This is a genomic window from Nostoc sp. TCL26-01 (assembly GCF_013393945.1).
Lineage (GTDB): Bacteria > Cyanobacteriota > Cyanobacteriia > Cyanobacteriales > Nostocaceae > Trichormus.
Genome location: NZ_CP040297.1, coordinates 2,342,347 through 2,364,970 on the forward strand (window position 1 = coordinate 2,342,347; position 22,624 = coordinate 2,364,970).

Consider the following 22,624-nt stretch of genomic DNA (forward strand, 5'->3'; position numbering starts at 1 on the left):
CATTGCGCCTCTTCCGAAATCACCATACTTGCTGTTGTATATATCTATGTACTTAACACAGATATGACAGCAAGAAACTAGATATTGTCAAAATACACATAAATTCTAGAAGTGCTAAATCACATCACCCTATTGGATGAATCTTATGGGTGAAGCAGAGATTCCTAATTCATTGATAATCTCATTTTACAGCTAAAAATTCTAGAAAATTTCGTTTTTTGACACTTGCTGATCCTAGAAAAAATATATCAAACCTTTGACCGAGACTTTAATGTTAGAGATTTGATTATGGTTTAAGTGAGTTACAGAGGCAGCCGTATAAGTTTGTCACAGGAGGAGTTCAGGTGCTTAACAATATTATTCAGTTCTTACCATTGACTCAGTTGAGAATTTCAGCGATCGCTCTATTTGTGATCTTTGGTATGGTAGGTGAGCAAACAAAACCAGCACTGAGTAGCCAGATTACAGCATTACCTACCTCTACAGCAGCTTCGACGAATCCTCAAGCCAATAGTTTCCAGATTCCTCATGTCACCAACTCAAACCGAGTTGGGGAACACAGAAGCAATTTATCAATAGCCGTCAACGACAATACCATTAGTCCAAAAGTTAACTCACCCCAAAAAGATGGTATTTACCTTTATGGTCAATCACCACAACCAGACCAAATAGGACAAGGGTATGTGTTATTTCAAAAACGGCAAGGTAGGCTCGTCGGTGCATTGTATATGCCTCGCTCTGAGTTTAGCTGTTTTCAAGGCACATTGGAACCATCTGGAGAATTGGCAATGACTGTGACTGGTTCACCCGCAGCTGGTGAGGTACGTGAGGTAGCGACAACCAGTAGAGTACCCAACTTTTCTGAAGATGAGCCAGTCAACTATAGCTACTCTGTAGCGTTAAAAGATTATCACCAAATCAATACTATCAGTGCCAATGATCGCCGTATTCTGCAAATGTGTAGTCGTTAATGCTGTATGGGGGTGTTGTTCAGAAGTTATTACTCACTTCTGAACAACTTTAACTAAAGCATTAAAGTTTGTTGGCAGGTACAACTTTAGCTTCTACATCAACATCCTTGACACCTGTCACTTCTTTAGCTAATTTCTTAGCTTTTTCCAGTTCTGCTTCAGAACGAGCTGTACCTTTGAGAGTAATTTCTCCATCTTTATTTTCAACTACTAATTTATTACCTGGGATACCTAACTCTAACTTCTTAGTAACTGCCGCTTTTAAGTTACCTTCAGTTGGTGTAGTTAAAGTTTTCTTGGTTTCAGTTTTAGCTTTAGTATCTGTAGTAATTCCTGGGTTTGTTTTTTCTCTAGTTTTACTAGTTTCCGAAGTCTGTTTAATAGGTGCTTGAGTCCCTCCATTATTACTGCTAGGAGCTTCTTGGCAGCCAAAAGCACCAACTACTAAAAAGCTACTTACTAATAGGGAAATTAGCGTTTTCATAATTATCTCCAAATTGAATCCTTGAAGCGATCAATTAACCTGTGTGCGATACTGAGGAGCTAATGTTAAAAAACATTAAAGTTGCCAGAGTAATACCAATTCAAAATTCAAAATTCAAAATTCAAAATTAAGAAACCTAGATATAATCAGGGTTTCTACATTTGGATCTCTAACATTCTTTTTTTAAATTGGTACAAGATGGTTGATGCGAGCAAAACGAGACTATGACTACAAACTTAGACAACTTCTCAAGATACAAATCCGCAAGTTTTTCTAAAAAGTTTATTAGTCAATGGTCAATAGTCATTAGTCATTAGTCATTGGTCATTAGTCAGCACGGGCTGCATCGCCCCGCTACCGCTAACAGCACTCACTCCCTCACTCCCCAATAACAGTGGAAATTGCGCCTATTTTGTTCGGTTATACGACTGTTGCTAGCACACAAATGGCTATACCCTCATAGGTAGTGATGAAATTTTGAATTTCTCAGTTGCTGTCGCTCTTGGATTATGGGGTGAAGTTCCGTGTACAAATGGGTATTGCCAAGTCTGAGTGAAATTTTAGCTGCCACCCAAACAACTGCGGTTGAGTGTTTGCCAACGAAAGCAGAGCAACAATGGCGTATTAGTCTGGCGGCGACAGAAGATTTGCTAATTGACTCTTTATCTCATACTGCACCGGAAACGCTTCAAGGGTTGGTGTTGACTGCACCAGCACCCCTATTTAGTCAGCCAATATTGACTCAAAAGTTGCAGACAGTAACTTTCAGTGCCAAACCATTTAACCCCTTGGCTTTGATGCCTTTTCAGATGCCAAGTACCATGACAATTGCAGAAGCGGAAGTAACTCCCCATGAATCGGTACTGCCTTTATTACCTGCCGATCCTTTGGCTTCTGAGCAGTTTTGTTTGGTGTTCACAGAAAAGTTTAGATTAGTATTGGTTCTCACAACACATAATGATGGTACAAAAGCTTTTTCATTTTCTTTTGATCCAGAAGTAGTACAACAGGCTTGGCGATCGCTCGGTGCGCGAGTTATGCTAACCAATCCTGATTTGTTTGCAGATTTGGATTTGCGCGTACAGCAGTATCCAGAAATTGCACCTGATTATCGCACTGTTCTACGATTTAGTCAATTTTTACTTCATGAGTTACCAGAAGATAACTCGCTCATGAGTAATGAGTGCCGAGTCCTAAGTGAGGTTTCCCACCCAGCAGAAAGTACTTATTACTCCAGACTACCCAATCCTCCAGCAACAAAACCTGATGTAGAATTGTTGCAAGCTTTTGCTCATGAAGTCCGCACCCCTTTGACCACAATTCGTACCATGACTCGTCTGCTATTGAAGCGGCGTGATTTGCCAGCAAATGTGATCGATCGCCTGAAAGTGATTGATCATGAGTGTACTGAGCAAATTGATCGTATGGAGTTGTTATTTAAGGCAGCAGAGTTGGAAACGGCTAGCGCTGGTAAATCTGCTAACACTCATCTCACACCAATGTCCTTAGATCAAGTGTTGCAACAAAGCATCCCCCGTTGGCAACAAGCAGCACAACGAAGAAACTTGACTTTAGATGTGGTTTTACCCCAGCAATTACCAACGGTGGTGAGTAATCCCGCCATGCTGGATAGAGTTTTGACGGGATTGATGGAGAATTTCACCCGCAGTTTACCACCAGGTAGTCATATTCAAGTCCAGGTAATCCCAGCTGGGGATCAACTCAAGCTACAATTATCTCCGCAAACTCACTGCAAAGATACAGGCAAAGGATCTGCACCCACAACCCCACCAATCCGCAAAGCCTTGGGGCAGTTACTTATGTTCCAACCAGAAACAGGTACGATTAGTTTAAATATTGCCGCTACTAAGCACTTATTTCAAGCGATCGGTGGTAAGTTAATTGTCCGCCAACGCCCACACTACGGCGAAGTTATGACAATTTTTCTACCTTTAGAAGTCAGAAGTGGTTTATAGAGTAAACCTTAAATCGTAGAGTTCGTTACAGTACGAGTAGGTTGGGGAGCCACTCACGTGGGCGGGTTTCCCGACTTGTAGCAAGTGGCGCGCGATTTATAATCGCCGGGGCTGGTATTAATTTAGACTTTTCAAACACACTCTTAACGCACAGAAGTTTTTGCTCTACTGAAATTTTGATGACATAAATAGTTTATTTTATTAACTAATAAAATTTTCTCGATAGTTAAAAACTGGATACTAGGCATTTCTCCTAAAGTATCAAAAAATCCAGATGATAGATCGCGGCAATTAACTGGCGGCAATTAGGGACAAAAATAATTCATTTGTATGTAGTTTTAGCTTGATCAGTGTTAACAGCCAAACCTCATTTTTGACTAAAATAAATGCAAATTAAGCAGTATGGAGCTAGAAGCTTAATTTATAACTCAAGTCAAAAATGAGGAGAAACCTGTTAATGGATGGACAGCAAAGTTACCATAGCCATCAAATTGAAATTACAGATTTAATTCCGCAATTAGTAGAAAATGCAGTTGCCAGACGGAACCAAGTTTTCCAAGAAAACGCTTTGTCAGATTTATCTGAAGAAGAAGCAAACAATGTTGCAGGTGGTCAAATTATAGTAGCTGGTTTCAAACCTATTTTTCCACCAATTATAGTTGGGTTAATTGCTGTAGACCCTACTAAATTACTAGCCTAAATATCAGCCATAAAATGTAAAACATATTCTTGGCTGGAGGCACAATTGGTAGAAAATGTTGCTCATAAAAACACACTTTGCCCCAGTGCTAGACCAGAATCAGAGGATAGTATTGTCTTCGGTTTAATTGGGGGAACGGTAACAGAACCTCACGTAGTTTATCTTCAACAACCACTACCTGTAACTGATGAACTGATAGCAAAAGCTAACCCAGTAACACCAGCAGAAATTTTTCGGATGGCAGCACCTTGCGCGGCTAAAGGTTGTCAGCATTTTGATGGCCATGATTGTCGTCTAGCAATGCGAATTGTCGAGAAATTACCTGCTGTTGTAGAAAAATTGCCCCCTTGTTCTATACGCCGAGATTGTCGTTGGTGGCAGCAGGAAGGTAAGTTGGCTTGTATGCGTTGTCCACAAGTAATTACGGATAACTACAACTCTTCTGAATTCATGCGTCAGGTAGCAATACCAACAGATTAAGTTAGTTTTTTTAACTAATTTCATACTGCTAAGGGAGAAAATAATGTCTTTAGAAAATGTTAAAGCTTTTTACTCAAGGCTGGCTAATGATGAAGCTTTTCGCACCACAATGCAAGGTGTAAAAAGTAAGGATGAGTGTAGCAAAATAGTCAAAGAAGCTGGCTATGATTTCACTCAAGCACAGTTTGAAGAATACACCACCCAATTGTTAGAACAAAGTTCTGATCATGAAATTAGAGATTTGAATGAGAAAGAACTAGAAGCTGTGTTTGGTGGGGCTTCATCAATCATTGGCAAGCCGATTATCCGACCGCTTTATGGCGTAATTGTCTGGCCACCTGTGCAGGCAATGTATGGAGTTGTGATCAGTGACAACTTATAGTCAATAGATTTCAACTCTACTGTTACTAAGTTAATAGTATTTGTAGTGGCATGGCAAGCCTAAATTAGTGCATTAGGCGTAGGTTGGGTTGAGGCTTTGGGAAACCCAACACCAATATTCATTCTGAGTTTTTAAGATCCATGTTGGGTTGCGCTGCACTTAACCTAACCTACTAATACTACTAATACTTCTTTTCAACTTGCTTCAATCATTTATCCAATTTGTACAAACCAAATGAGGAGAATATTATGTCTTTAGAAAATGTCAAAGCTTTTTATGGCAGACTCGCAAATGATGAAGATTTTCGCAATCAAATCCAAAATGTCAGTGATAAATCTGAATGTAGTCAAATAGTCAAAGCTGCTGGTTATGATTTTACCTCTCAAGAATTAGAGGAATATACCGCCTATTTATTAGAGTTAGGTAATAACGATGGAGAACTCAGGGATCTCAACGAAAAAGAGCTAGAAGCTGTTTTTGGTGGTGCTACTGCGGTGCTGCAATTATTACCTTATTTGCCAATCTTGCTATATGGGGTTGTACCAATCAAATATCTATACTGATTAACATTTACTACGTAGGCCAGGATATGTTTGCATAGATTTTTCCTGGCCTAGACAACAAATTTTGAGGATGTAGTCATGAGTTATCGCAGAATTAGTTATGCCGTTTGGGAAATTACGCTCAAGTGCAATTTAGCTTGTCAACATTGTGGTTCTCGTGCTGGTCATACAAGAACAAAAGAACTTTCTACGGAAGAAGCGCTTGATTTAGTCAAACAAATGGCCGAAGTTGGGATTACAGAAGTAACTCTCATTGGCGGTGAGGCTTTTTTACGTCCTGATTGGTTGGAAATTGCTCAAGCAATTAACTCTGCTGGGATGTTATGTGGGATGACGACTGGAGGCTATGGTATCACGCTTGATACAGCACGCCGGATGAAAGATGCAGGAATTAAAGTAGTTTCGGTATCAGTTGATGGCTTAGAAGCAACTCACGATCGCCTACGTGGTAGAGTAGGTTCTTGGCAATGGGCGTTTAAAACCATGAGCCATCTAAAGGAAGCTGGGATTCCTTTTGGTTGCAATACCCAAATCAATCGTCTTTCTGCACCAGAATTTCCTCGGATATATCAGTGCATTCGTGATGCAGGTGTCTTTGCATGGCAAATTCAGTTAACTGTACCGATGGGAAATGCTGCTGATAACAGTGACATTTTACTGCAACCATATGAATTACTAGATGTGTACCCAATGATTGCTCGTGTTGCCGAAAGAGCAAAACAAGAAGGAGTACAGGTTCAAGCAGGAAACAATATCGGCTACTATGGCCCCTATGAGCGACTGTTGCGGGGAGGAGAAGCTTGGTCTTTTTGGCAAGGTTGCAGTGCTGGACTCTCTGCACTAGGCATTGAGGCGGATGGTGCGATTAAAGGTTGTCCCTCACTACCGACATCAGCTTATACTGGCGGCAACATCCGTGACTATTCATTGCGGACAATTATTGAAGAGACAGAGGAATTACGCTTTAATTTGGGTGCTGGTACTCCCAAAGGAACCGAACATTTGTGGGGTTTCTGCAAAAGTTGCGAATTTGCTGAACTATGTCGGGGTGGTTGCAGTTGGACTGCTCATGTTTTCTTTGATAAACGAGGTAACAATCCTTACTGTCATCATCGTGCTTTGACTCAAGCAGAACGTGGTCTAAGAGAAAGAGTTTTTCTCCAACATCAAGCAAAGGGAAACCCTTTTGATAATGGAGAATTTGGTTTGATAGAGGAACCAATTAATGCGCCTTGGCCAGAAAATGATCCGCTTCATTTTACTGCTGACCGCATTCAATGGCCACAAGGTTGGGAAGAATCACAGCCAATAGGATCTTTGGTTAGTTCCAGTCATTAAAAATTGATGAAAATTCATTTAGAAAAAAATTATGTCTAGTAATTTGCAACTTCCCGTAAATACTTCCACTGCCAACAACATAGAGTCATCTAATGATGTTGCTCAAACTCAAATAGAACCTTTACCTACTCTATTACCTCGTGCTGCTTGGGATAGTCAACTAGCTTATTTACGAGTTCTTTTTAGAGCCAAGAAAGCTTTAGACCGCATAGAACAAGCGGCTACTTTGAAAAGTTAAAGCTGCATGATTTGAGTTTTGCCAACTTTTATTAGCCAAAATATTGAGATAGCTTCATCAGTTATGACACTTTTATTAAATTCTCACAATGTTGTCGAGTATTTGGCTGCTCAAGGTTTATGCAGTCAATCAGAACAGTCACTTAAAATAGAGCCAGTGACAGCGAAAAACTTTAACTTGTTAGTAACTTTTCCTGAGCGTCAGCTTTTGGTAAAACAAGAACGGCATAATCAAGATGGGAAAGTTTTCGGTGAGTTTCAAGGTGAGTGGACAATTCAAGAATTAGTACAACAATTTCCCCAACTCCATCACTTTGGTTCTTTGCTGCCAGAGTTACTGCATTTTGATCAGCAAAACTCCATTATGGTCTTCAGATATTTAGATAATTATCGAGATTTAATGGATTTCTATGGCAAAGAAAATAACTTTTCCTGTGAAATATCAGCAACGATTGGAACTCTTTTAGGAACTATTCATCAAGACACATTTAACTGCCAGGAATATCAGGATTTCTTGGAGCAAAATCAGAGAAATTTCCCAGTTGCTCAAGTGACAAACTTGATTCAAGGATGGGAACGAATAGAACCCGAAATTTTTGGTCTAGTACCTGCTGATGCCTTAAAGTTTTTTGCTTTATATCAGAGGTATGATAGCTTAGGGCAAGCGATCGCACAATTAGGCAATGCTTTTACTCCCGCTTGTCTCACCCATAATGATTTGAAGCTGAATAATATTCTTTTGCGCAAAGATTGGCAACAATCAAGTCAATGTATTATCCGTTTAATTGATTGGGAACGTTCTAGTTGGGGAGATCCAGCCTTTGATTTAGGCACAATCATCAGCAGCTATATGCAAATCTGGCTGAGTAGTTTAGTTATTAGTAAATCTTTAAGTATTGAAGAATCACTGCGTTTAGCAGTAATACCGTTAGAACAGCTTCAGCCTTCGATTGGTCAATTAAGTTTAGCTTACTTAAACGCATTTCCCACAATCTTAGAACATCGCCCAGATTTTTGGCTGCGGGTAGTACAATTTGTTGGTTTTGCTTTAATCCAACAGATTCACGCGATGATTCAGTATCAAAAATCTTTTGGTAATACTGGCATTGTCATGCTTCAGGTTGCTAAGACCTTGTTATGTCGTCCCGAACAATCAATGTCAACTATTTTTGGTACTAGCACAGCCGAATTAATCTATGCCTAGTGTTGTTTAAAAAGTTTGATTTTAAAAGATTATGCAATTACTTGATTTTCCCCAACCTCAGTTAGAAACTGATGTCAATCAGCAATTAATGAACGTTTTGGCAGATATTGCTCATAAAGTAGAAATTCAACCTAATTTCTCTATTCACCATCCAGACTACAAACCGTTAGAACTGCCATCGGAAATAATCGAACGTTTTCAAAAAACACCAAAGGAAATTCAGCAAAAATATCTCAGTCTACAATTACGCAGCTTTCTCTACGGTATTTATTACAACGGTTCCATGCAAAGTGCATTGGCCCTGGATGGAGACAGAAATAATCTTGCCTTAGATTTAGAGAATAATACTTTCTTGGGTGTAGATTTGGCATTTTATGAGCGATTGCATCAAAACAATTGTGGAGCAGGTTATTTTGATGTTGGTTGGTCTGTTCTTCAAGAAGAAAGTGATGATATTTTAGCTGTCACTAAAAATGGTTTGCGAGTGCATATTCAACGCAATCAGCATCTACAATCATCACAAAAGGCAGCTTCAATAGGTGATTTAGTAGCGATTAAGCTGCCTAAGAATCTCGTGCAGAATGGCTTCTATATGGCAGTTGGCAATGTAGGATTAAATCGAATTGCAGCTTTAAACAGCCAACCAGTAACTGTGCGTATATACTTCAATTTGACTGCTGAAGGTGCTGTGGCGGTGATGAATAGCCTCACTAAGCAACTAAATGCGATCGCAATTCCTTTTAGCTTTAAAGTTCTGTACAATCCGGATGATTATCAACGCTATGATTCTGGAGTTTTGTATTTTGATCAAAGGGATTATCCAGATGTGAAAAAGATTGTCCAACAAGTGTATGATGAGATGCGATCGCATTTTCAGCCAGAAGTACCTTTATTTACCAAACGCCTAGCACCAGGGCTGGGATTAGCTGAAGAACCTAACCAAAAATTTGGCACTCAAGAAAGTTTTGGTATGAATCGCTGTCAGATTGTCACCAATGGATTGTTAGAAGCTTGGTATCAAGGTGAAAATTACCCACAGAAGCGGCTAAAAGCTATCTATAAGCAATTTTTACTGTTGAATATTGATTTGCAACGTCCTTATCTCAATGCCAATTCAACATATATATATTAGAATTCAGGATAATTTAGTTTAATTCTGTTTTCTAAACATTCTTCAAGGATTTGCTTTTGTAGTTTCCACAAATTTCTACTCTAAATTTGTCTTGGTCAGCCGAAGAAGCTTCTTTGGCTGATTTTTTATATAGGCATAATTTTGAGTTGATTTATACCATTTCACGTTAATCATGATACACATGAATTATGTAGAGACGTTGCATTGCAACGTCTCTAATGTTTCAGATTTAAAGGAAATTGGTATGAAGTGTCTTGACAGATATCAGCTTTGAGAAAAAATTGAATTTTGAGGTTTAATTTTAATTGTAAAAGAGTCATAATTATAATAGTTATGTCATTAAGTTTCAGGAGTATTATTGGATTATTTAACGATGATTTTTCAAAGGATGTCATAGTTATTAATTGTGATAATTTCGTTAGTCAGTATTGACATTAATTTGAAATTTTTTTGGCTCGTTTTTACTAATTTAACCTCTAGATTTTTTCTAATTAATCATAGATGATATAAATCGACAAGGCACTTCAAAGTCTCGTCTTAACTTAAACAATTCAACTTAGGAGTACATTTCAATATGGCTGCTATTGCAATTGCCGATTTGCGTCCTGCTGGTTCTGAACTTCTTTATGATTGCGAAAGCTTTATGGATGAATTGTCTGAGGGAGAACTCAGCATTCAAGGTGGTATTACCCCATCTGCTTTTTGGGCTTCTGTCGCTGTAGTTGGTGGTGCAGCCGTCATCAGTGGTGCTGTTTCTGCGGCTGTTGCTTACTTCTCCAAGTAGCATCTTGAGTGCAATCTCGTCTGCCTCACAACTTCTGTTTTTGTATATCTCTGGAGGCTGCGGCAACCAGACGATTAATTACCTTTTCAACCTGAATTTAAACTTACCTTTTGGAGGTCATTCATCATGGCAACTATCAATATTATCGACTTACGTCCTGCTGGTTCTAGCTTGTTTTTCGATGGAGAAAGCTACTTAGAAGAACTATCTGATGATGTAACAAGCGGAACCCAAGGTGGTATTTTCATTACCTTGATTTCTCCTGCTTCACCCCAGATTGGCGCTGCTGCTGTAGGTGCTGCTATAGGTTCTGCTGCACTAACTTATAACATTGTTAAAAATTGGTAATACTTACCAGTTAACCACTTAGCATAACTAACTAGGACTAAAGACATTGGATTCAAACCTTTGTCTTAGTCCTAGTAATCAGCTATATGCTCAAGTAAAAGCCTTAGTTACTTGGATCAATAGGAGATTAAGGTTATGAAACGTCACTTCTTTGACTTTGGAGATCAATCGGCCCTAGTGGGTGCTTTAACTGTTTTGGCAATGGTTTTGGCGGCAAACTTCGGATATTTTATAGTCAGAGATATTGTGAAAAAATCTGATACCAGTCATGAGCAAGTCAGCCGACAAATCAATCAATCACAGCAAAATAATCGCCCAGATGTGAACGATCGCTCTCGTTGAATCAAGACTGATGGCAATGTTTTGCTGATACTTACATAAGTAACTATTCATCTAGAGAGTTGGATGGCTTATATCTATTTACATCTGATTACTCAGGATTTATTCGAGCCATCCTTTATTTAATGCCCAATCTGAATTACGTCCAGTTAAACCTATGAAACTAACCGATCTTGCACCACCTCAAGCAATTTTAGAAAGCGAAGTTAATCATGGGACTGATAAATATTTAGAATCTGACTTGCCATTTTATCGGCAACTAGGGCGGACTGATTTAACAGTCAGTTGTCTCGGCTTGGGCGGTGGTGGTGGTATTTCCAGCGAGGATACACTTTACGCTTTCGACAGAGGAATTAATTACTTTTTTTACTCTAGTGACCTCCACCATCATATCTATAGTTCGATGTCTGGAGCATTGCGTCAATTATGTGGGCGTGGTTCCTCGGTACGGGAAAAAGTGGTGTTAGCAACGGTGACTTATATCAAAAGTCAAGAAATGGCGATCGCTGCTTTATTAGATCAATTCATGGAATTAGGGATTGACTACATTGATGTATTTTTTTGGGGCTGGATTGGTGCTAATGATGGGTCAGCTTTACACGATTGCTTACAAATTTCACCTGATTTAAGAGGCGCTAATAGCGTTTATCAGCGCACTATTGAAAGAATGTTTGAGACTTCGGAACGCCTGAAAAAAATGGGTGTAGTCCGCTATATCGGTGCTTCTTTCCATGACTTGAATATAGCTCAACAATGGTTGGATAGTCCTTTGTTAGATGTGGTCATGGTCAGACATAATATCGCTCATCGTTCTGCCCAAAATTTAATCTTTAATCAATTAGACCCTCAAGACCAGACTCGACAAGGTATCGTTACGTTCAAGACAGCCGGTTCACACACAGGTTTTTTAGGGAATGTCCCGACTGGTTTACCACAAGGTTGTTGGCAACCTACTGTCCCCGATTTATACCGCTATTCTTTAACACAAAATTGTGTCGATGTTTGCTTAACAGGTTTAACTCAGCGATGGGAAATTGATCAAGCGATCGCCTCAGTCCAGCAAGGAAAACTCACTCCTGCGGAAATTGATTACTTAAACCTGTACGGTGATTTACACCGTAACAAGCTGAAAATTGATCAAGTCTTACCCCAGCAATTGATCTACCAAGCTTCACGATAAACTCCAGATTTTTAACAAACAACTAAACCATGAAAGAAACTTTAGAAAAAACTCAATTACTGCCTCTGCAAAAAGTTACATTTCCAGAAATTCCTCCAGCAACAACAGCAGAAATTATTACTTATTTACACCGTTCTTGCCAAATTGCTGAAATTGCTGTCAAGGCTGAACAGGATGCACTAATTTTAAATATCTGTGAGCAATTGCATCTGACTACTACGGATGAAGAATTACAAGCAGCCGGAGATCAATTTCGTTTAGAACACAAATTATTAGGAGCTTCTGAGACTTTATCATGGCTTTCAGTTCAACGTATTACAGTCGAAGATTGGTCTGATGGCATGAGATTATCTTTATTAAAACAGAAGCTAAAAGAATTACTTTTTGGAGAAATTGTTGATAATTACTATATCCAAAATCGGCAAAATTTTAGACGTGTAGCTCTATCTCAAATTTTAGTACGAGAACTAACACAGGCACAACAAATAGCCCAAGCAATTCAAGCAGAAAACGCTTCTTTCTGTGCTTTAGCACTAGAACATTCTCAAGGTAAGCAATCTAAAGAAAACGGTGGTTTTGCGGGGATTCGCTTTTTTTCAGAACTGTTACCGGAAATTGCCACAGCTATTTCCCACGCCCAAGAAGGAGAACTGATAGGCCCTATCCAAACAAAACTTGGTTATCACATTCTGAGAGTTGAAAAGTTGTTTCCTCTTGAACTTACTCAATCCCTCAGAGAAGAAGTTTTAGAATCATTCTTGCAAGCTTGGTTACAAGGACAATTAAACTTTGCCCTTCCCAGCGACGAAAAGCTTTAATATTGACCAAAAGAATGGAAATTCTGGAGCAAGCATTTGTCTCATACCATTTCACGTTAATCATGATACACATGAATTATGTAGAGACGTTGCATTGCAACGTCTCTACTGTTTCACATTTAAAGGAAATTGGTATCACTCCAGACATTTAAGCTAATGAATGAGGAAAAAGTGCGATCGCTTTTAGCAAAAACGACACAAGCAGCATTGCGCGGCGAAGTTTAATCAGCGCATTCCATGTTACATAAATTGCAACAATCCCAGCTTTAGGTTTGACCTCGGTGATACTGATGGTTAATTACAACTATCTGGGGTGAGAGTATGCAAACTTTAACTAAATCGAATCGTCAATCAGCTTTACTTGTTAGTGCCTTACTCGGCGGAGTAATTTTAACTAGCTGTTCATCTGTTACGCCATCAGCAAATCAAGCCAGCGCCCCAGCACCAGCACTTGAGACAGCTAATACTGTCGCTCAAAAAGCAGAAGCCGCACCTATACCGCGCGCACGTCCCCAGCTAATTAAGAAGGCGGCAATAACTTTGATTGTCAATTCTGTAGACGAGAGTATTGATGCTGTTTCTCAACTCATCACTAAACAGCAAGGAGATTTAATCGGGTTAAACGAACGTCAACCCACAAAAGGTAACTCTCGTCATACAGCATCTATCCAGCTAAGAGTACCGCAAAATTTATTAGAACCCACTCTAGAAGAACTAGCTAAATTAGGCACAATCGAAAAGCGTAATATTACAGCAGAAGATGTAGGTAATCAGTTAGTAGATTTTCAAGCTAGATTAACTAATCTCAGGCAAACTGAAGCCAATCTGCAAAAAATCATGGATCGTTCAGGTTCTGTGAGAGATGTACTCAGTGTTGCTCAAGAACTCAGTAATGTGAGACAATCTATTGAGCAAATTGACGCTCAAATCAAAAATTTACAAAATCAAGTTGCCTACTCGACAATTACCCTCAGCCTAGAAGCAGCTGTGTCAAGCACCAGTCCTCAACGAGCTGTAGGTTCCCAAATTCAACAAACTTGGAATAACTCTACCCAATCCTTAGCTGATTTTACTATTAGCCTACTCAAATTAGGTATTTGGTTACTTGTGTATAGTCCCTATTTTCTCATTCTGGTTGCTGGTGGCTATGCCATTTATCGTTGGCGGCGGAATCAGTTGACTAGTCAATAGTCAATAGTCAATAGTCAATAGTCAATAGTCATTATTTCTTCATTTTGAATTTTGCGGAAAGTTCTGTAGGCGGGTTTCCCACCGTAGGAACGCCACTTGCTATAAGCCGGGAAACCCGACGGCAGTTGCTACAAGTCGGCAAAGCCGCCCAATGCACTGCCTCTCCAACGCAGTGGCTCAACTTTTCAAGACGAATTTTGAATTTTGAATTGATTTTGCACTCTCTCACTCACTACTCACCTGCATATTTCTCAGGAATGTACTAATTGAAACGACATAATGGGACTGATGAATGCCAAGATCAGAATGAGGATGTCATAAGGGTATTGAAAGTCATATGCCAGAAATACACCAATCAATTGCTCAACACTATCATGAACGTACTAAGTATGACCCTGAGACCCTTGCTGCTAAAAGTCAGAGGATAGATTGGGCTAAACAGCCAGTACCATTTAAAGAATACAGAATTGGTACTGATATCGATCTCAAACCTTACTTGCAAGAAACAACAGAGGCATTTATCGATGATCCTCAAGGGCAATGGTGGCGGAGGCTATCGCGGTTACTGTTTCGTAGCTATGGATTAACGGCGAGAATTCCTTCTATGGGTAGTGCAGTATATTTACGGGCTGCACCCAGCGCTGGAGGATTATATCCAGCAGAAGTGTATGTTGTTTCTCGTGGCACACCTTTATTAGCGGCTGGGCTGTATAACTATCAGTGTCGGACTCATTCTCTGATACAATATTGGGAAAGTAATGTTTGGCAAAGATTACAAGAGGCTTGTTTTTGGCATCCTGTTTTAGAAAGTACCCAGTTGGCTATTGTTGTCACGGCAGTTTTCTATCGTTCAGCTTGGCGATATGAAGATCGAGCTTATCGACGAATTTGTCTAGATACTGGACATCTGTTAGGTAATATCGAGTTAGCAGCAGGGATTAATGATTACCGTCCACACTTGATTGGTGGTTTCATTGATGAAGCGGTTAATGATTTATTGTACATTGATCCGCAACAGGAAGGAGCGATCGCTGTTTTACCTCTGGCAGACTTATTAGATATCAAGCAAAATTTACCTTGCGGATGTACTGCTTTACCTTCAGCTACAGAAACTCATTATCCCCAAATTCCTGATGGGGAATTGCTCAAATATTTTCATCGTTATACACAAATTTCTCCTAGTATTACTGGCAAATTAAATTTACCAGCCGTCAAACAAGAAAGATCCTTAGAGGATAAGTATAACTTTCCTTTCTGCTCGAAAATTCCCACTTTCACCACACCAATATATTGGGGTGAAAAACTTTCAGACTTAGAGATCACCATGCACAAGCGACGTTCTACCCGCGCTTATAGTGGTGAGGATTTTACCTTTGATGAACTCAAAGCTTTACTTGATTTTACCTATCAACCCCAAAATTATATTGACCAACATCTTGATAACTCTCCCGACTACTTCGACTTGAACTTAATCGAAACCTTTATTGTAGTTTCCGGGATTCAAGGATTGGAAGCAGGTTGTTACTATTACGCGCCCAAAGCTCAAGAATTAAGGCAAATCCGGTTTAAAAACTTCCGCACAGAGTTACACTTTCTCTGCTTGGGACAAGAACTAGGGCGAGATGCTGGCGCTGTACTTTTTCATACATCAGACCTAAAATCTGCGATCGCTCAATATGGCGATCGCGTTTACCGTTATCTCCACATGGACGCTGGACATTTAGGACAACGACTCAATTTAGCCGCCATTCACCTGAATTTAGGTGTCAGTGGCATCGGTGGCTTCTTCGACGATCAAGTCAACGAAGTCTTAGGAATTCCCACTGATGAAGCAGTGCTTTATATTACAACATTAGGTAAACCAAGATGAGGGAGTGAGAGAGTGAGGGAGTGCTGAGTGCTGTTAGCGGTAGCGGGGCGTTTAGCCCGTGCTGAGTGAGAGACTGCTGAGTGCTGAGTGCTGAGTATAGGACTGTTGACTATTGACTATTGACTATTGACTATTGACTATTGACTATTGACTATTCCGGCACTAAATCCACACTGTAGAGAATCTTGCCCTCTAAATTGTGTAGTTTGACAGTCATCACTTGAGTTTGACCGTCAATTTTGACTGTACCAAAAAATTGTAGACCTTCTTTAGGCGATCGATTGGGTTTCATGTCTGGGGAAACGCTTTGAAATTTGACTTCTGGCCCAAAGGTGTTGTCTAGTTTATTTGGCCCGAATGTCCCAGAATTCATGGGGCCGGCAACAAATTCCCAAAAGGGTCGGAAATCGGTAAACTGTGCTTGATTGGGGTTGTAATAGTGGGCGGCGGCGTAGTGAACATCTGCTGTTAACAAAACTACGTTACGGATATTATTGCGTTGAATAAATTGCAACAAATCAGCCAACTCTAGTTCTCTTCCCAACGCTTTACCATCACCGTTAGCAAAGTTTTCAAAGTTAGTCTTCCCATCAGGAACTATTAAGCCTATTGGCATATCGCTGGCGATGATTTTCCACGTGGCTGTGGATTTTTGCAACTGACTTTTTAACCAACTTATTTGGGGGTTGCCGAGAAATGCGGTTGCCCGACTAGCGACTGGTTGGCGATTTGGTGAATTTGCACCCCGGTAACTGCGTTCGTCTAGCATGAAGATTTCCAGTGAGGAACCGTGCTGGAAGGAACGATAAATTCGTTTGGGGTCTTGGGGATGGGAACGAATGGGGGTGTATTCTAAGAATGCTTGTCTGGCGCGTCTGGCTAAAACAGAGACGCTTTTGACTTTGTAGCGATCGTCTTCTAATATTTGACTGGGATACCAATTGTTTCTAACTTCGTGGTCGTCCCATTGGACTAGTTGCGGTATCTCTGCGTTAAAGCGACGCACATTCTCATCCAGAAGATTATAAATATAATTGCCTCGAAATTCTTTGAGGGTTTCAGCAACCTTCGATTTTTCTGGAGTTGTTAAGTTTTGCCAAATACTACCGTCATCTAATTTGACTGCTGATTGTATCGGTACGTCAGCATAAATGTAGTCACCAGAATGGATAAAAAAGTCCGGTTTAAGTCGTCGAATGGTTTCGTAAATTTTCATCCCACCCCATTCGGGATTTATACCCCAACCTTGGCCTGCGGTGTCTCCTGACCAAGCAAAAAAAATATCGCCTTGGTTCTGGGGAGGTGTGCGCAATTGACCAATCACGGGTGCGCTATAAATATTAGGGTCGGCTAAATCTTGAAAGATGACTCGGTAGAATATTTGTTGACTGGGGGGCAAATTATTCAAATAGGCTCGTGCGGTGAAGTCGGTGTTAGCTAAAGCTTGTTGCCCCAAAACTCGATTCAAATCACGAAAAGATTCATTTGCGGAATATTCTACAATTAAGCGGGCAGGGCGATCGCTCCGACTCCAAATTACAGCACTGTTACCACTAATATCACCACTAGCTACACCATGAGAAATTCTTGGCCGTAGCTTATCTGATGTAATTAGCCCTGGTGTTTGGGTCAAACCGGACTTAGCAAACAGGTTTGTTGCTATGATACTACTGCCTGTTAATAACGAGCGCATAATGAATTGACGACGCTTTAGCTTTTGAGTCGAGTTTGTTTCCATAAATTTTCCACTTAGGTTACAAGTACTACTTAGTATCTAACTCAATACATTGTAAGAAGACATATTAAATCAATTCATTTACTATTGTGCGTATAATAAAGTACATTGTAATAACAAGCTATGCAATATATCTCCAGAGTAAAAAAATCTCCTGAGCAAAATCGCACAAGCCCATAATCCTCCCAGATATCAATTAATCAATAATATTGACCAGGAAAGCCCTATTTAATTGTAAAAAACTCAGGACAACTTGAAAAGCTTTCTTTACCGTTTTCTATTAGCTGCTTATGCAGATAATGATGGCTAATCCTCCCCCAAGGGATACAGAAATTAAAGCCTATTCCTACATATTTCTCTAAATTTATCTTAAACATAATCTCCGAATAGGTAAAATTTTTAATAAAAGTAATTATTTATGTTGCACAAGCTAGCTGAAGTCTGCTAAAAATTTTAGTAGGGGAATATTTATATGTGTAGATGGGCTACTCAGATGTACTTTAGCGACCGACTGACCTATAGCAGTGAACAGGAAATAAGGAAGAAATAACCGAGTTGAAAGCCTATTGACATAGAGCTTGCTATTTGCTCTTAAGTTTTGTACTTTATTGGACTGAAATCTGCTATAAAATTGTATTTAGTGATAGTTTTTATCAACTGTGGGGAATAATATCTGGTTTGTTAAAGAGCATTGCAAAATTCACATATCACAAAGGCTATTATAGATATAAAATCGTTTTAATGAACAATTAGTTAGCTGATAGATAACACAATTTGAAATAAAATAGTTAAAAATCTCACTTGTCTCTGATAGGTGAATTCAATCAGAATTTTTTTATTAGAAGTCTAGTAAGTCAAAATTATTTCACAAACAAGCCATAAGTAATAATGTTGTTCCCTGACAATGAAGACCAACGTCTACAATCACTCAATCAATATCACATTTTAGATACGCCACCAGAAGAAGTTTTTGACGATTTAGTCCAACTAGCTACAGATATTTGTCAGACACCAATTGCTGTAATTAGCTTTTTAGATGCTGATAGAGAATGGTTTAAGTCAAAAGTGGGAATTAAGGAATCAGAAATCTCTCGCCATCTTGGTTTTGCTACTCATACAATTTTGCAAAATGAAATATTAATTATTCCCGATACATGGCAAGATGAGAGATTTGCTAACAATCCTATTGTCAGAGCAGAACCCAATCTTCGGTTTTATGCTGGAGTTCCCTTAGTTAATTCTCATGGTTTTGTCTTGGGTAGTTTGGCTGTCATCGACACTAGTCCGCGTAACTTGAGCTTGCGGAAACAAACAGCACTCCAACGTTTAGCTCGTCAAGTAATGCGGCACTTAGAACTACATCAAGTCAAACAAAATCTCCAAAAAAGTGAGGATAGATTCAGAACAATTCTGGAAGCGATTCCTGTTCCTTTAGTAATTTCTCGTATTTTCGATGGGTTAATCTTATATGCTAATTCCGAGTTTTGCAAAACATTTAATTTTCCTCAAAGAAATTTAACTGAATTAACGACTTCAGATTTATATCAAAATCCAGATGATCGCCGACAAATATTAGAAGCGCTGAGTCACAATGGTTCACTCCACAATTATGATATTCAACTCAAAAGAGCAGACGGAAACTCTTTGTGGGCGATCGCTTCCATTCAGTATTTAAACTTTAACAATGAATATGCTGTTTTAAAGATTCTGCACGACATTACAGAGCGCAAGCAAGTAGAAGCTGAGTTACAAGCACAAAATTCACTTTTACAAAGTATTTTTGAGCGAATTCCTTTAATGATCGCTCTTGGTAATCGAGAAGGGAAAATAAACTGGGTTAACCAAGAATTAGAAAATGTTTTAGGTTGGAGTTTAGAAGATTTCCAAAATCGTGATGTATTTGCTGAGTTATGTCCTAATACTCAATATCGTCAGTCTGTAATTAATTTTATTCAAGCAGCAGAACGTGTTTGGGGTGATTTCAAAACTCATTTGCGCGATGGCAGGGTATTAGATACTTCTTGGACGAATATCAGTCTGCCTAATGAACAAATCATTGGTATTGGGCAGGATATCACAACTCGTAAACAAACTGAACGAGCGTTGAAGGCACAGATTGAGCAAGAGCAATTAATGCGCTCAATTACTCAAAGAATTCGTCAATCTTTACATCTGCAAGATATTCTCAATTCTACAGTTAAAGAAATCAAAGATTTGCTAGGGGTTGATCGAGTTTTGGTTTATCAATTTGCCCCAGATATGAGTGGTAGAATTGTTGCGGAATCTATAGAACCTGGATGGACGGTGGCTTTAAATGTAGAGATTGAAGATACTTGTTTCCAAACAGGAGGAGGAGAAGAATATTATCAAGGACGCAAACGAGCGATCGCTAATATTTATCATGCTGGATTGACTGATTGTCATATTAATTTATTAGAACAATTTCAAGTCAAAGCTAATTTAGTTGTCCCTATTCTCTTAGAAGTGAGCGAGGAGAGTTCTAAACCTAGTTTATGGGGTTTATTAGTTGCTCACCAATGTTCTCATCCAAGACAATGGGAAGAACATGAACTAGATTTACTAGATCAACTTTCTGTGCCGATTGCGATCGCTATTCAACAATCAAGTATACTCCAGCAAGCACAAAATGAATTAGTAGAACGGCAAAAAGCGGAAGTTAGTTTAAGAAGTGCCTTGGCAGAAAAAGAAATTTTACTCAAAGAAGTTCATCATCGAGTAAAAAATAATTTGCAAATAGTTTCTGGATTGTTACTACTGCATTCTCAAAGCCTCAAAGATCCAGAGTTAATTAGAACTCTCCAGGAAAGTCAAAACCGTGTTGAGTCCATCTCTTTAATTCATAAAAACTTATATACTTCCCCAAATATTGGACAAATTGATGTTGCTGACTACGTGAATAATTTAGCCACGAGTATTCTAATGTCCTATCAATCTGATCCAGCAAAAATTAAGTTACTCACTAATATTAGTTCAATTAATTTGAATGTTGATCAAGCGATCGCCTGTGGTTTGATCATCAACGAATTACTTTCTAACTCTCTGAAGCACGCTTTTTTGCAGCAAACACAAGGCAAAATTAATATCGAATTACAAAAGGTTGGTGAAAACATTGAGTTAATTGTCAAAGATAACGGTATTGGCTTACCAGATAGTATAGATTGGCGTAATACAAATTCTTTAGGTCTTTCATTGGTTTATGACTTAGCAGTAGAGCAATTAGAAGGCACTGTTACAGTTAAAAGTCAACATGGCACAGTGTTTAAAATTAAATTTCCCCAATAATTTTACATTAGTAAATAGATAATGGTGCAAGCAAAAATTTTAGTTGTTGAAGATGAAATCATTGTGGCTAGAACTATTTCTAGTCAACTCCATCAACTAGGGTATATGGTTACAGCTACAGCTTCTTCTGGTAAAGTAGCGATCGCCAAAGCCTCAGAGACTAAACCAGATTTAGTTTTAATGGATATCATCCTCAAAGGCGAAATGGATGGTATCACAACTGCTAGTTACATACGTGAATATATGGATATTCCTGTCATATTTTTAACGGCTTACGGTGATGATAATACTATAGAACGGGCGAAAATCACCCAACCCTTTGGATACGTAGTCAAACCATTCACTTCCAAAGATTTACGTATAGCCATTGAGATGGGTTTGTTAAAACATCGCTTAGAACGTGACATTCGAGAAAACCGCGATCGGTTAGCGACTCTGCTAAACTCAATCAGTGATGCTGTCATCGCCACTGATGAGTGTGGAATCGTCACATTCATGAATCCTGCTGCGGAAATTTTAACTGGTTGGCATCAAGGAGATGCTGTAGGAAACGAGATATCGAGAATTTTTTGTATTGTTGATGAAGTTACAGAAACTATTTTAGAAAATCCGGTCACAAAAGTTTTAAGAGAACAAAAAGTTGTTTATTTAGAAGATTTCACATCTTTAATTACTAAAGATGGCAAAAGAGTGCCAATCGGAGATAGTGCTTCACCCATCATCGGTTTACCTGATCAAGTAAATGGTGTAGTCATTGTCTTTTGGGATTTGAGTGAAAGACGGCAAACAGAATTCCTAGAACAAGCACTACAAAAAGAGCGAGAATTAAATAATCTTAAGTCTTTATTTATCTCTACTGTTTCCCATGAATTTCGTAATCCCTTAAGTGTGATTCAAACGGCAATAGAACTGATAGAACTGCATGGAGAAAATTTAACAGAAGCCAAGAAAAATATTTACATCAAAAGAATCAAAGGTGCAGTGCAATCGATGAAGCATTTGATGGAAGATGTATTGTTTATGGGTAAGTCTGAAGCAGGAAAAATGGATTGTCATCCTGCACCAGTCAACTTACAAAAGTTTTGTCAGGATTTGATAGAAGAATTTACATCTGTAGATATTACTGGACATGAAATTATTTTTACTTGTCATAGTGAACTTACAGAAGCTTATATGGATGAACGACTTTTAAATTATATATTTGTTAATTTACTATCGAACGCGGTTAAATATTCTCCACACAAGGAGACTATTAGATTTGATTTAACTTGTGACTTGAATGAAGGTGTAGCAATTTTTCAGATTCAAGATGAAGGAATTGGTATCCCGGAAGCAGATCAAATTCATCTATTTGAATCATTCTATCGAGCTTCAAATTCTCAAGAAATTCAGGGTACTGGATTAGGTTTGGTAATTGTCAAAAGATGTGTTGAAGCTCACAATGGACAAATTAGTGTGAGTTCTCAACTAGGCGTTGGTACGACATTTACAATCACCTTACCTTTAATTACCCAGTCGGCTGCTATGTAGTCAATAGTCAATAGTCAATAGTCATTAGTCATTAGTCATTGGTCATTGGTCAATAGTCA

The 22,624-nt window shown here is 39.0% G+C and carries 21 protein-coding genes; 19 read left to right on the forward strand and 2 right to left on the reverse strand.

Going from position 1 to position 22,624, the window contains the following annotated elements:
• The first annotated feature begins 344 nt into the window (after positions 1-344).
• Entirely contained in the window at positions 345-971 is a 627-nt protein-coding gene (locus FD725_RS10135; RefSeq protein ID WP_179048014.1) for a hypothetical protein, read from the forward strand.
• A gap of 61 nt (positions 972-1,032) precedes the next feature.
• Here the strand turns inward: FD725_RS10135 and FD725_RS10140 are convergent, their stop codons facing one another.
• A complete protein-coding gene (locus FD725_RS10140) occupies positions 1,033-1,455 on the reverse strand; it encodes a BON domain-containing protein (protein WP_179048015.1) in 423 nt (140 codons plus the stop codon).
• A gap of 524 nt (positions 1,456-1,979) precedes the next feature.
• On the opposite strand from FD725_RS10140, the gene FD725_RS10145 reads away from it, so the two are divergent.
• The 16 genes from FD725_RS10145 (at position 1,980) to FD725_RS10220 (ending at position 15,997) form a co-directional block, all read left to right on the forward strand.
• Positions 1,980-3,431, forward strand: coding sequence for a sensor histidine kinase KdpD (locus FD725_RS10145; protein ID WP_179048016.1), 1,452 nt, complete (start codon positions 1,980-1,982; stop codon positions 3,429-3,431).
• 457 nt (positions 3,432-3,888) lie between these two features.
• Complete coding sequence (locus FD725_RS10150; protein WP_179048017.1) at positions 3,889-4,131, forward strand: hypothetical protein; 243 nt, start codon at positions 3,889-3,891, stop codon at positions 4,129-4,131.
• A 45-nt stretch (positions 4,132-4,176) separates the two neighbouring features.
• Positions 4,177-4,611, forward strand: coding sequence for a nitrogen fixation protein (locus FD725_RS10155; protein WP_179048018.1), 435 nt, complete (start codon positions 4,177-4,179; stop codon positions 4,609-4,611).
• A gap of 43 nt (positions 4,612-4,654) precedes the next feature.
• Positions 4,655-4,993, forward strand: a complete 339-nt coding sequence (locus tag FD725_RS10160; RefSeq protein WP_179048019.1) for a Nif11-like leader peptide family natural product precursor — start codon at positions 4,655-4,657, stop codon at positions 4,991-4,993.
• A 248-nt stretch (positions 4,994-5,241) separates the two neighbouring features.
• Complete coding sequence (locus tag FD725_RS10165; RefSeq protein ID WP_179048020.1) at positions 5,242-5,556, forward strand: Nif11-like leader peptide family natural product precursor; 315 nt, start codon at positions 5,242-5,244, stop codon at positions 5,554-5,556.
• A gap of 78 nt (positions 5,557-5,634) precedes the next feature.
• Complete coding sequence (locus FD725_RS10170; protein WP_179048021.1) at positions 5,635-6,894, forward strand: nif11-class peptide radical SAM maturase 3; 1,260 nt, start codon at positions 5,635-5,637, stop codon at positions 6,892-6,894.
• Between the two features lie 31 nt (positions 6,895-6,925).
• Entirely contained in the window at positions 6,926-7,132 is a 207-nt protein-coding gene (locus tag FD725_RS10175) for a hypothetical protein (protein ID WP_179046224.1), read from the forward strand.
• Positions 7,133-7,195: 63 nt separating this feature from the next.
• On the forward strand, positions 7,196-8,335 hold the full coding sequence (locus FD725_RS10180; RefSeq protein ID WP_179048022.1) for an aminoglycoside phosphotransferase family protein: 1,140 nt from the start codon (positions 7,196-7,198) through the stop codon (positions 8,333-8,335).
• A gap of 31 nt (positions 8,336-8,366) precedes the next feature.
• The gene (locus FD725_RS10185) at positions 8,367-9,467 is read left to right on the forward strand and encodes a T3SS effector HopA1 family protein (protein WP_179048023.1); all 1,101 of its coding nucleotides are present in this window, start codon (positions 8,367-8,369) and stop codon (positions 9,465-9,467) included.
• Positions 9,468-10,041: 574 nt separating this feature from the next.
• On the forward strand, positions 10,042-10,251 hold the full coding sequence (locus FD725_RS10190; protein ID WP_179048024.1) for a hypothetical protein: 210 nt from the start codon (positions 10,042-10,044) through the stop codon (positions 10,249-10,251).
• 126 nt (positions 10,252-10,377) lie between these two features.
• Positions 10,378-10,599 (forward strand): hypothetical protein, encoded by a 222-nt coding sequence (locus FD725_RS10195; RefSeq protein ID WP_179048025.1) that lies wholly within the window; start codon positions 10,378-10,380, stop codon positions 10,597-10,599.
• Positions 10,600-10,734: 135 nt separating this feature from the next.
• Positions 10,735-10,941: a hypothetical protein gene (locus tag FD725_RS10200; RefSeq protein ID WP_179048026.1), complete on the forward strand. Its 207-nt coding sequence runs from the start codon at positions 10,735-10,737 to the stop codon at positions 10,939-10,941.
• A 154-nt stretch (positions 10,942-11,095) separates the two neighbouring features.
• Positions 11,096-12,118, forward strand: a complete 1,023-nt coding sequence (locus FD725_RS10205; protein ID WP_179048027.1) for an aldo/keto reductase — start codon at positions 11,096-11,098, stop codon at positions 12,116-12,118.
• 29 nt (positions 12,119-12,147) lie between these two features.
• Positions 12,148-12,936, forward strand: coding sequence for a peptidylprolyl isomerase (locus tag FD725_RS10210; protein ID WP_179048028.1), 789 nt, complete (start codon positions 12,148-12,150; stop codon positions 12,934-12,936).
• A gap of 321 nt (positions 12,937-13,257) precedes the next feature.
• On the forward strand, positions 13,258-14,127 hold the full coding sequence (locus tag FD725_RS10215) for a DUF4349 domain-containing protein (protein WP_179048029.1): 870 nt from the start codon (positions 13,258-13,260) through the stop codon (positions 14,125-14,127).
• 337 nt (positions 14,128-14,464) lie between these two features.
• Entirely contained in the window at positions 14,465-15,997 is a 1,533-nt protein-coding gene (locus FD725_RS10220; protein WP_179048030.1) for a SagB/ThcOx family dehydrogenase, read from the forward strand.
• A gap of 151 nt (positions 15,998-16,148) precedes the next feature.
• On the opposite strand, the gene FD725_RS10225 is transcribed toward FD725_RS10220, so the two are convergent.
• The gene (locus FD725_RS10225) at positions 16,149-17,735 is read right to left on the reverse strand and encodes an alkaline phosphatase (protein WP_179048031.1); all 1,587 of its coding nucleotides are present in this window, start codon (positions 17,733-17,735) and stop codon (positions 16,149-16,151) included.
• 885 nt (positions 17,736-18,620) lie between these two features.
• Between FD725_RS10225 and FD725_RS10230 the strand changes: the two genes are divergently transcribed.
• Both FD725_RS10230 and FD725_RS10235 read left to right on the forward strand, forming a co-directional pair.
• Complete coding sequence (locus FD725_RS10230; protein ID WP_179048032.1) at positions 18,621-21,035, forward strand: GAF domain-containing protein; 2,415 nt, start codon at positions 18,621-18,623, stop codon at positions 21,033-21,035.
• A 21-nt stretch (positions 21,036-21,056) separates the two neighbouring features.
• The gene (locus tag FD725_RS10235) at positions 21,057-22,565 is read left to right on the forward strand and encodes an ATP-binding protein (protein WP_179048033.1); all 1,509 of its coding nucleotides are present in this window, start codon (positions 21,057-21,059) and stop codon (positions 22,563-22,565) included.
• Positions 22,566-22,624 lie beyond the last annotated feature (59 nt).

Coding starts and splice junctions, on each gene's coding strand:
- FD725_RS10205 (WP_179048027.1), top strand. CDS start 11,096: ATGAAACTAACCGATCTTGCACCACCTCAAGCAATTTTAGAAAGCGAA.
- FD725_RS10200 (WP_179048026.1), top strand. CDS start 10,735: ATGAAACGTCACTTCTTTGACTTTGGAGATCAATCGGCCCTAGTGGGT.
- FD725_RS10160 (WP_179048019.1), top strand. CDS start 4,655: ATGTCTTTAGAAAATGTTAAAGCTTTTTACTCAAGGCTGGCTAATGAT.
- FD725_RS10225 (WP_179048031.1), bottom strand. CDS start 17,735: ATGGAAACAAACTCGACTCAAAAGCTAAAGCGTCGTCAATTCATTATG.
- FD725_RS10175 (WP_179046224.1), top strand. CDS start 6,926: ATGTCTAGTAATTTGCAACTTCCCGTAAATACTTCCACTGCCAACAAC.
- FD725_RS10230 (WP_179048032.1), top strand. CDS start 18,621: ATGTTGTTCCCTGACAATGAAGACCAACGTCTACAATCACTCAATCAA.
- FD725_RS10235 (WP_179048033.1), top strand. CDS start 21,057: ATGGTGCAAGCAAAAATTTTAGTTGTTGAAGATGAAATCATTGTGGCT.
- FD725_RS10150 (WP_179048017.1), top strand. CDS start 3,889: ATGGATGGACAGCAAAGTTACCATAGCCATCAAATTGAAATTACAGAT.
- FD725_RS10165 (WP_179048020.1), top strand. CDS start 5,242: ATGTCTTTAGAAAATGTCAAAGCTTTTTATGGCAGACTCGCAAATGAT.
- FD725_RS10170 (WP_179048021.1), top strand. CDS start 5,635: ATGAGTTATCGCAGAATTAGTTATGCCGTTTGGGAAATTACGCTCAAG.
- FD725_RS10185 (WP_179048023.1), top strand. CDS start 8,367: ATGCAATTACTTGATTTTCCCCAACCTCAGTTAGAAACTGATGTCAAT.
- FD725_RS10215 (WP_179048029.1), top strand. CDS start 13,258: ATGCAAACTTTAACTAAATCGAATCGTCAATCAGCTTTACTTGTTAGT.
- FD725_RS10140 (WP_179048015.1), bottom strand. CDS start 1,455: ATGAAAACGCTAATTTCCCTATTAGTAAGTAGCTTTTTAGTAGTTGGT.
- FD725_RS10180 (WP_179048022.1), top strand. CDS start 7,196: ATGACACTTTTATTAAATTCTCACAATGTTGTCGAGTATTTGGCTGCT.
- FD725_RS10220 (WP_179048030.1), top strand. CDS start 14,465: ATGCCAGAAATACACCAATCAATTGCTCAACACTATCATGAACGTACT.
- FD725_RS10195 (WP_179048025.1), top strand. CDS start 10,378: ATGGCAACTATCAATATTATCGACTTACGTCCTGCTGGTTCTAGCTTG.
- FD725_RS10190 (WP_179048024.1), top strand. CDS start 10,042: ATGGCTGCTATTGCAATTGCCGATTTGCGTCCTGCTGGTTCTGAACTT.
- FD725_RS10210 (WP_179048028.1), top strand. CDS start 12,148: ATGAAAGAAACTTTAGAAAAAACTCAATTACTGCCTCTGCAAAAAGTT.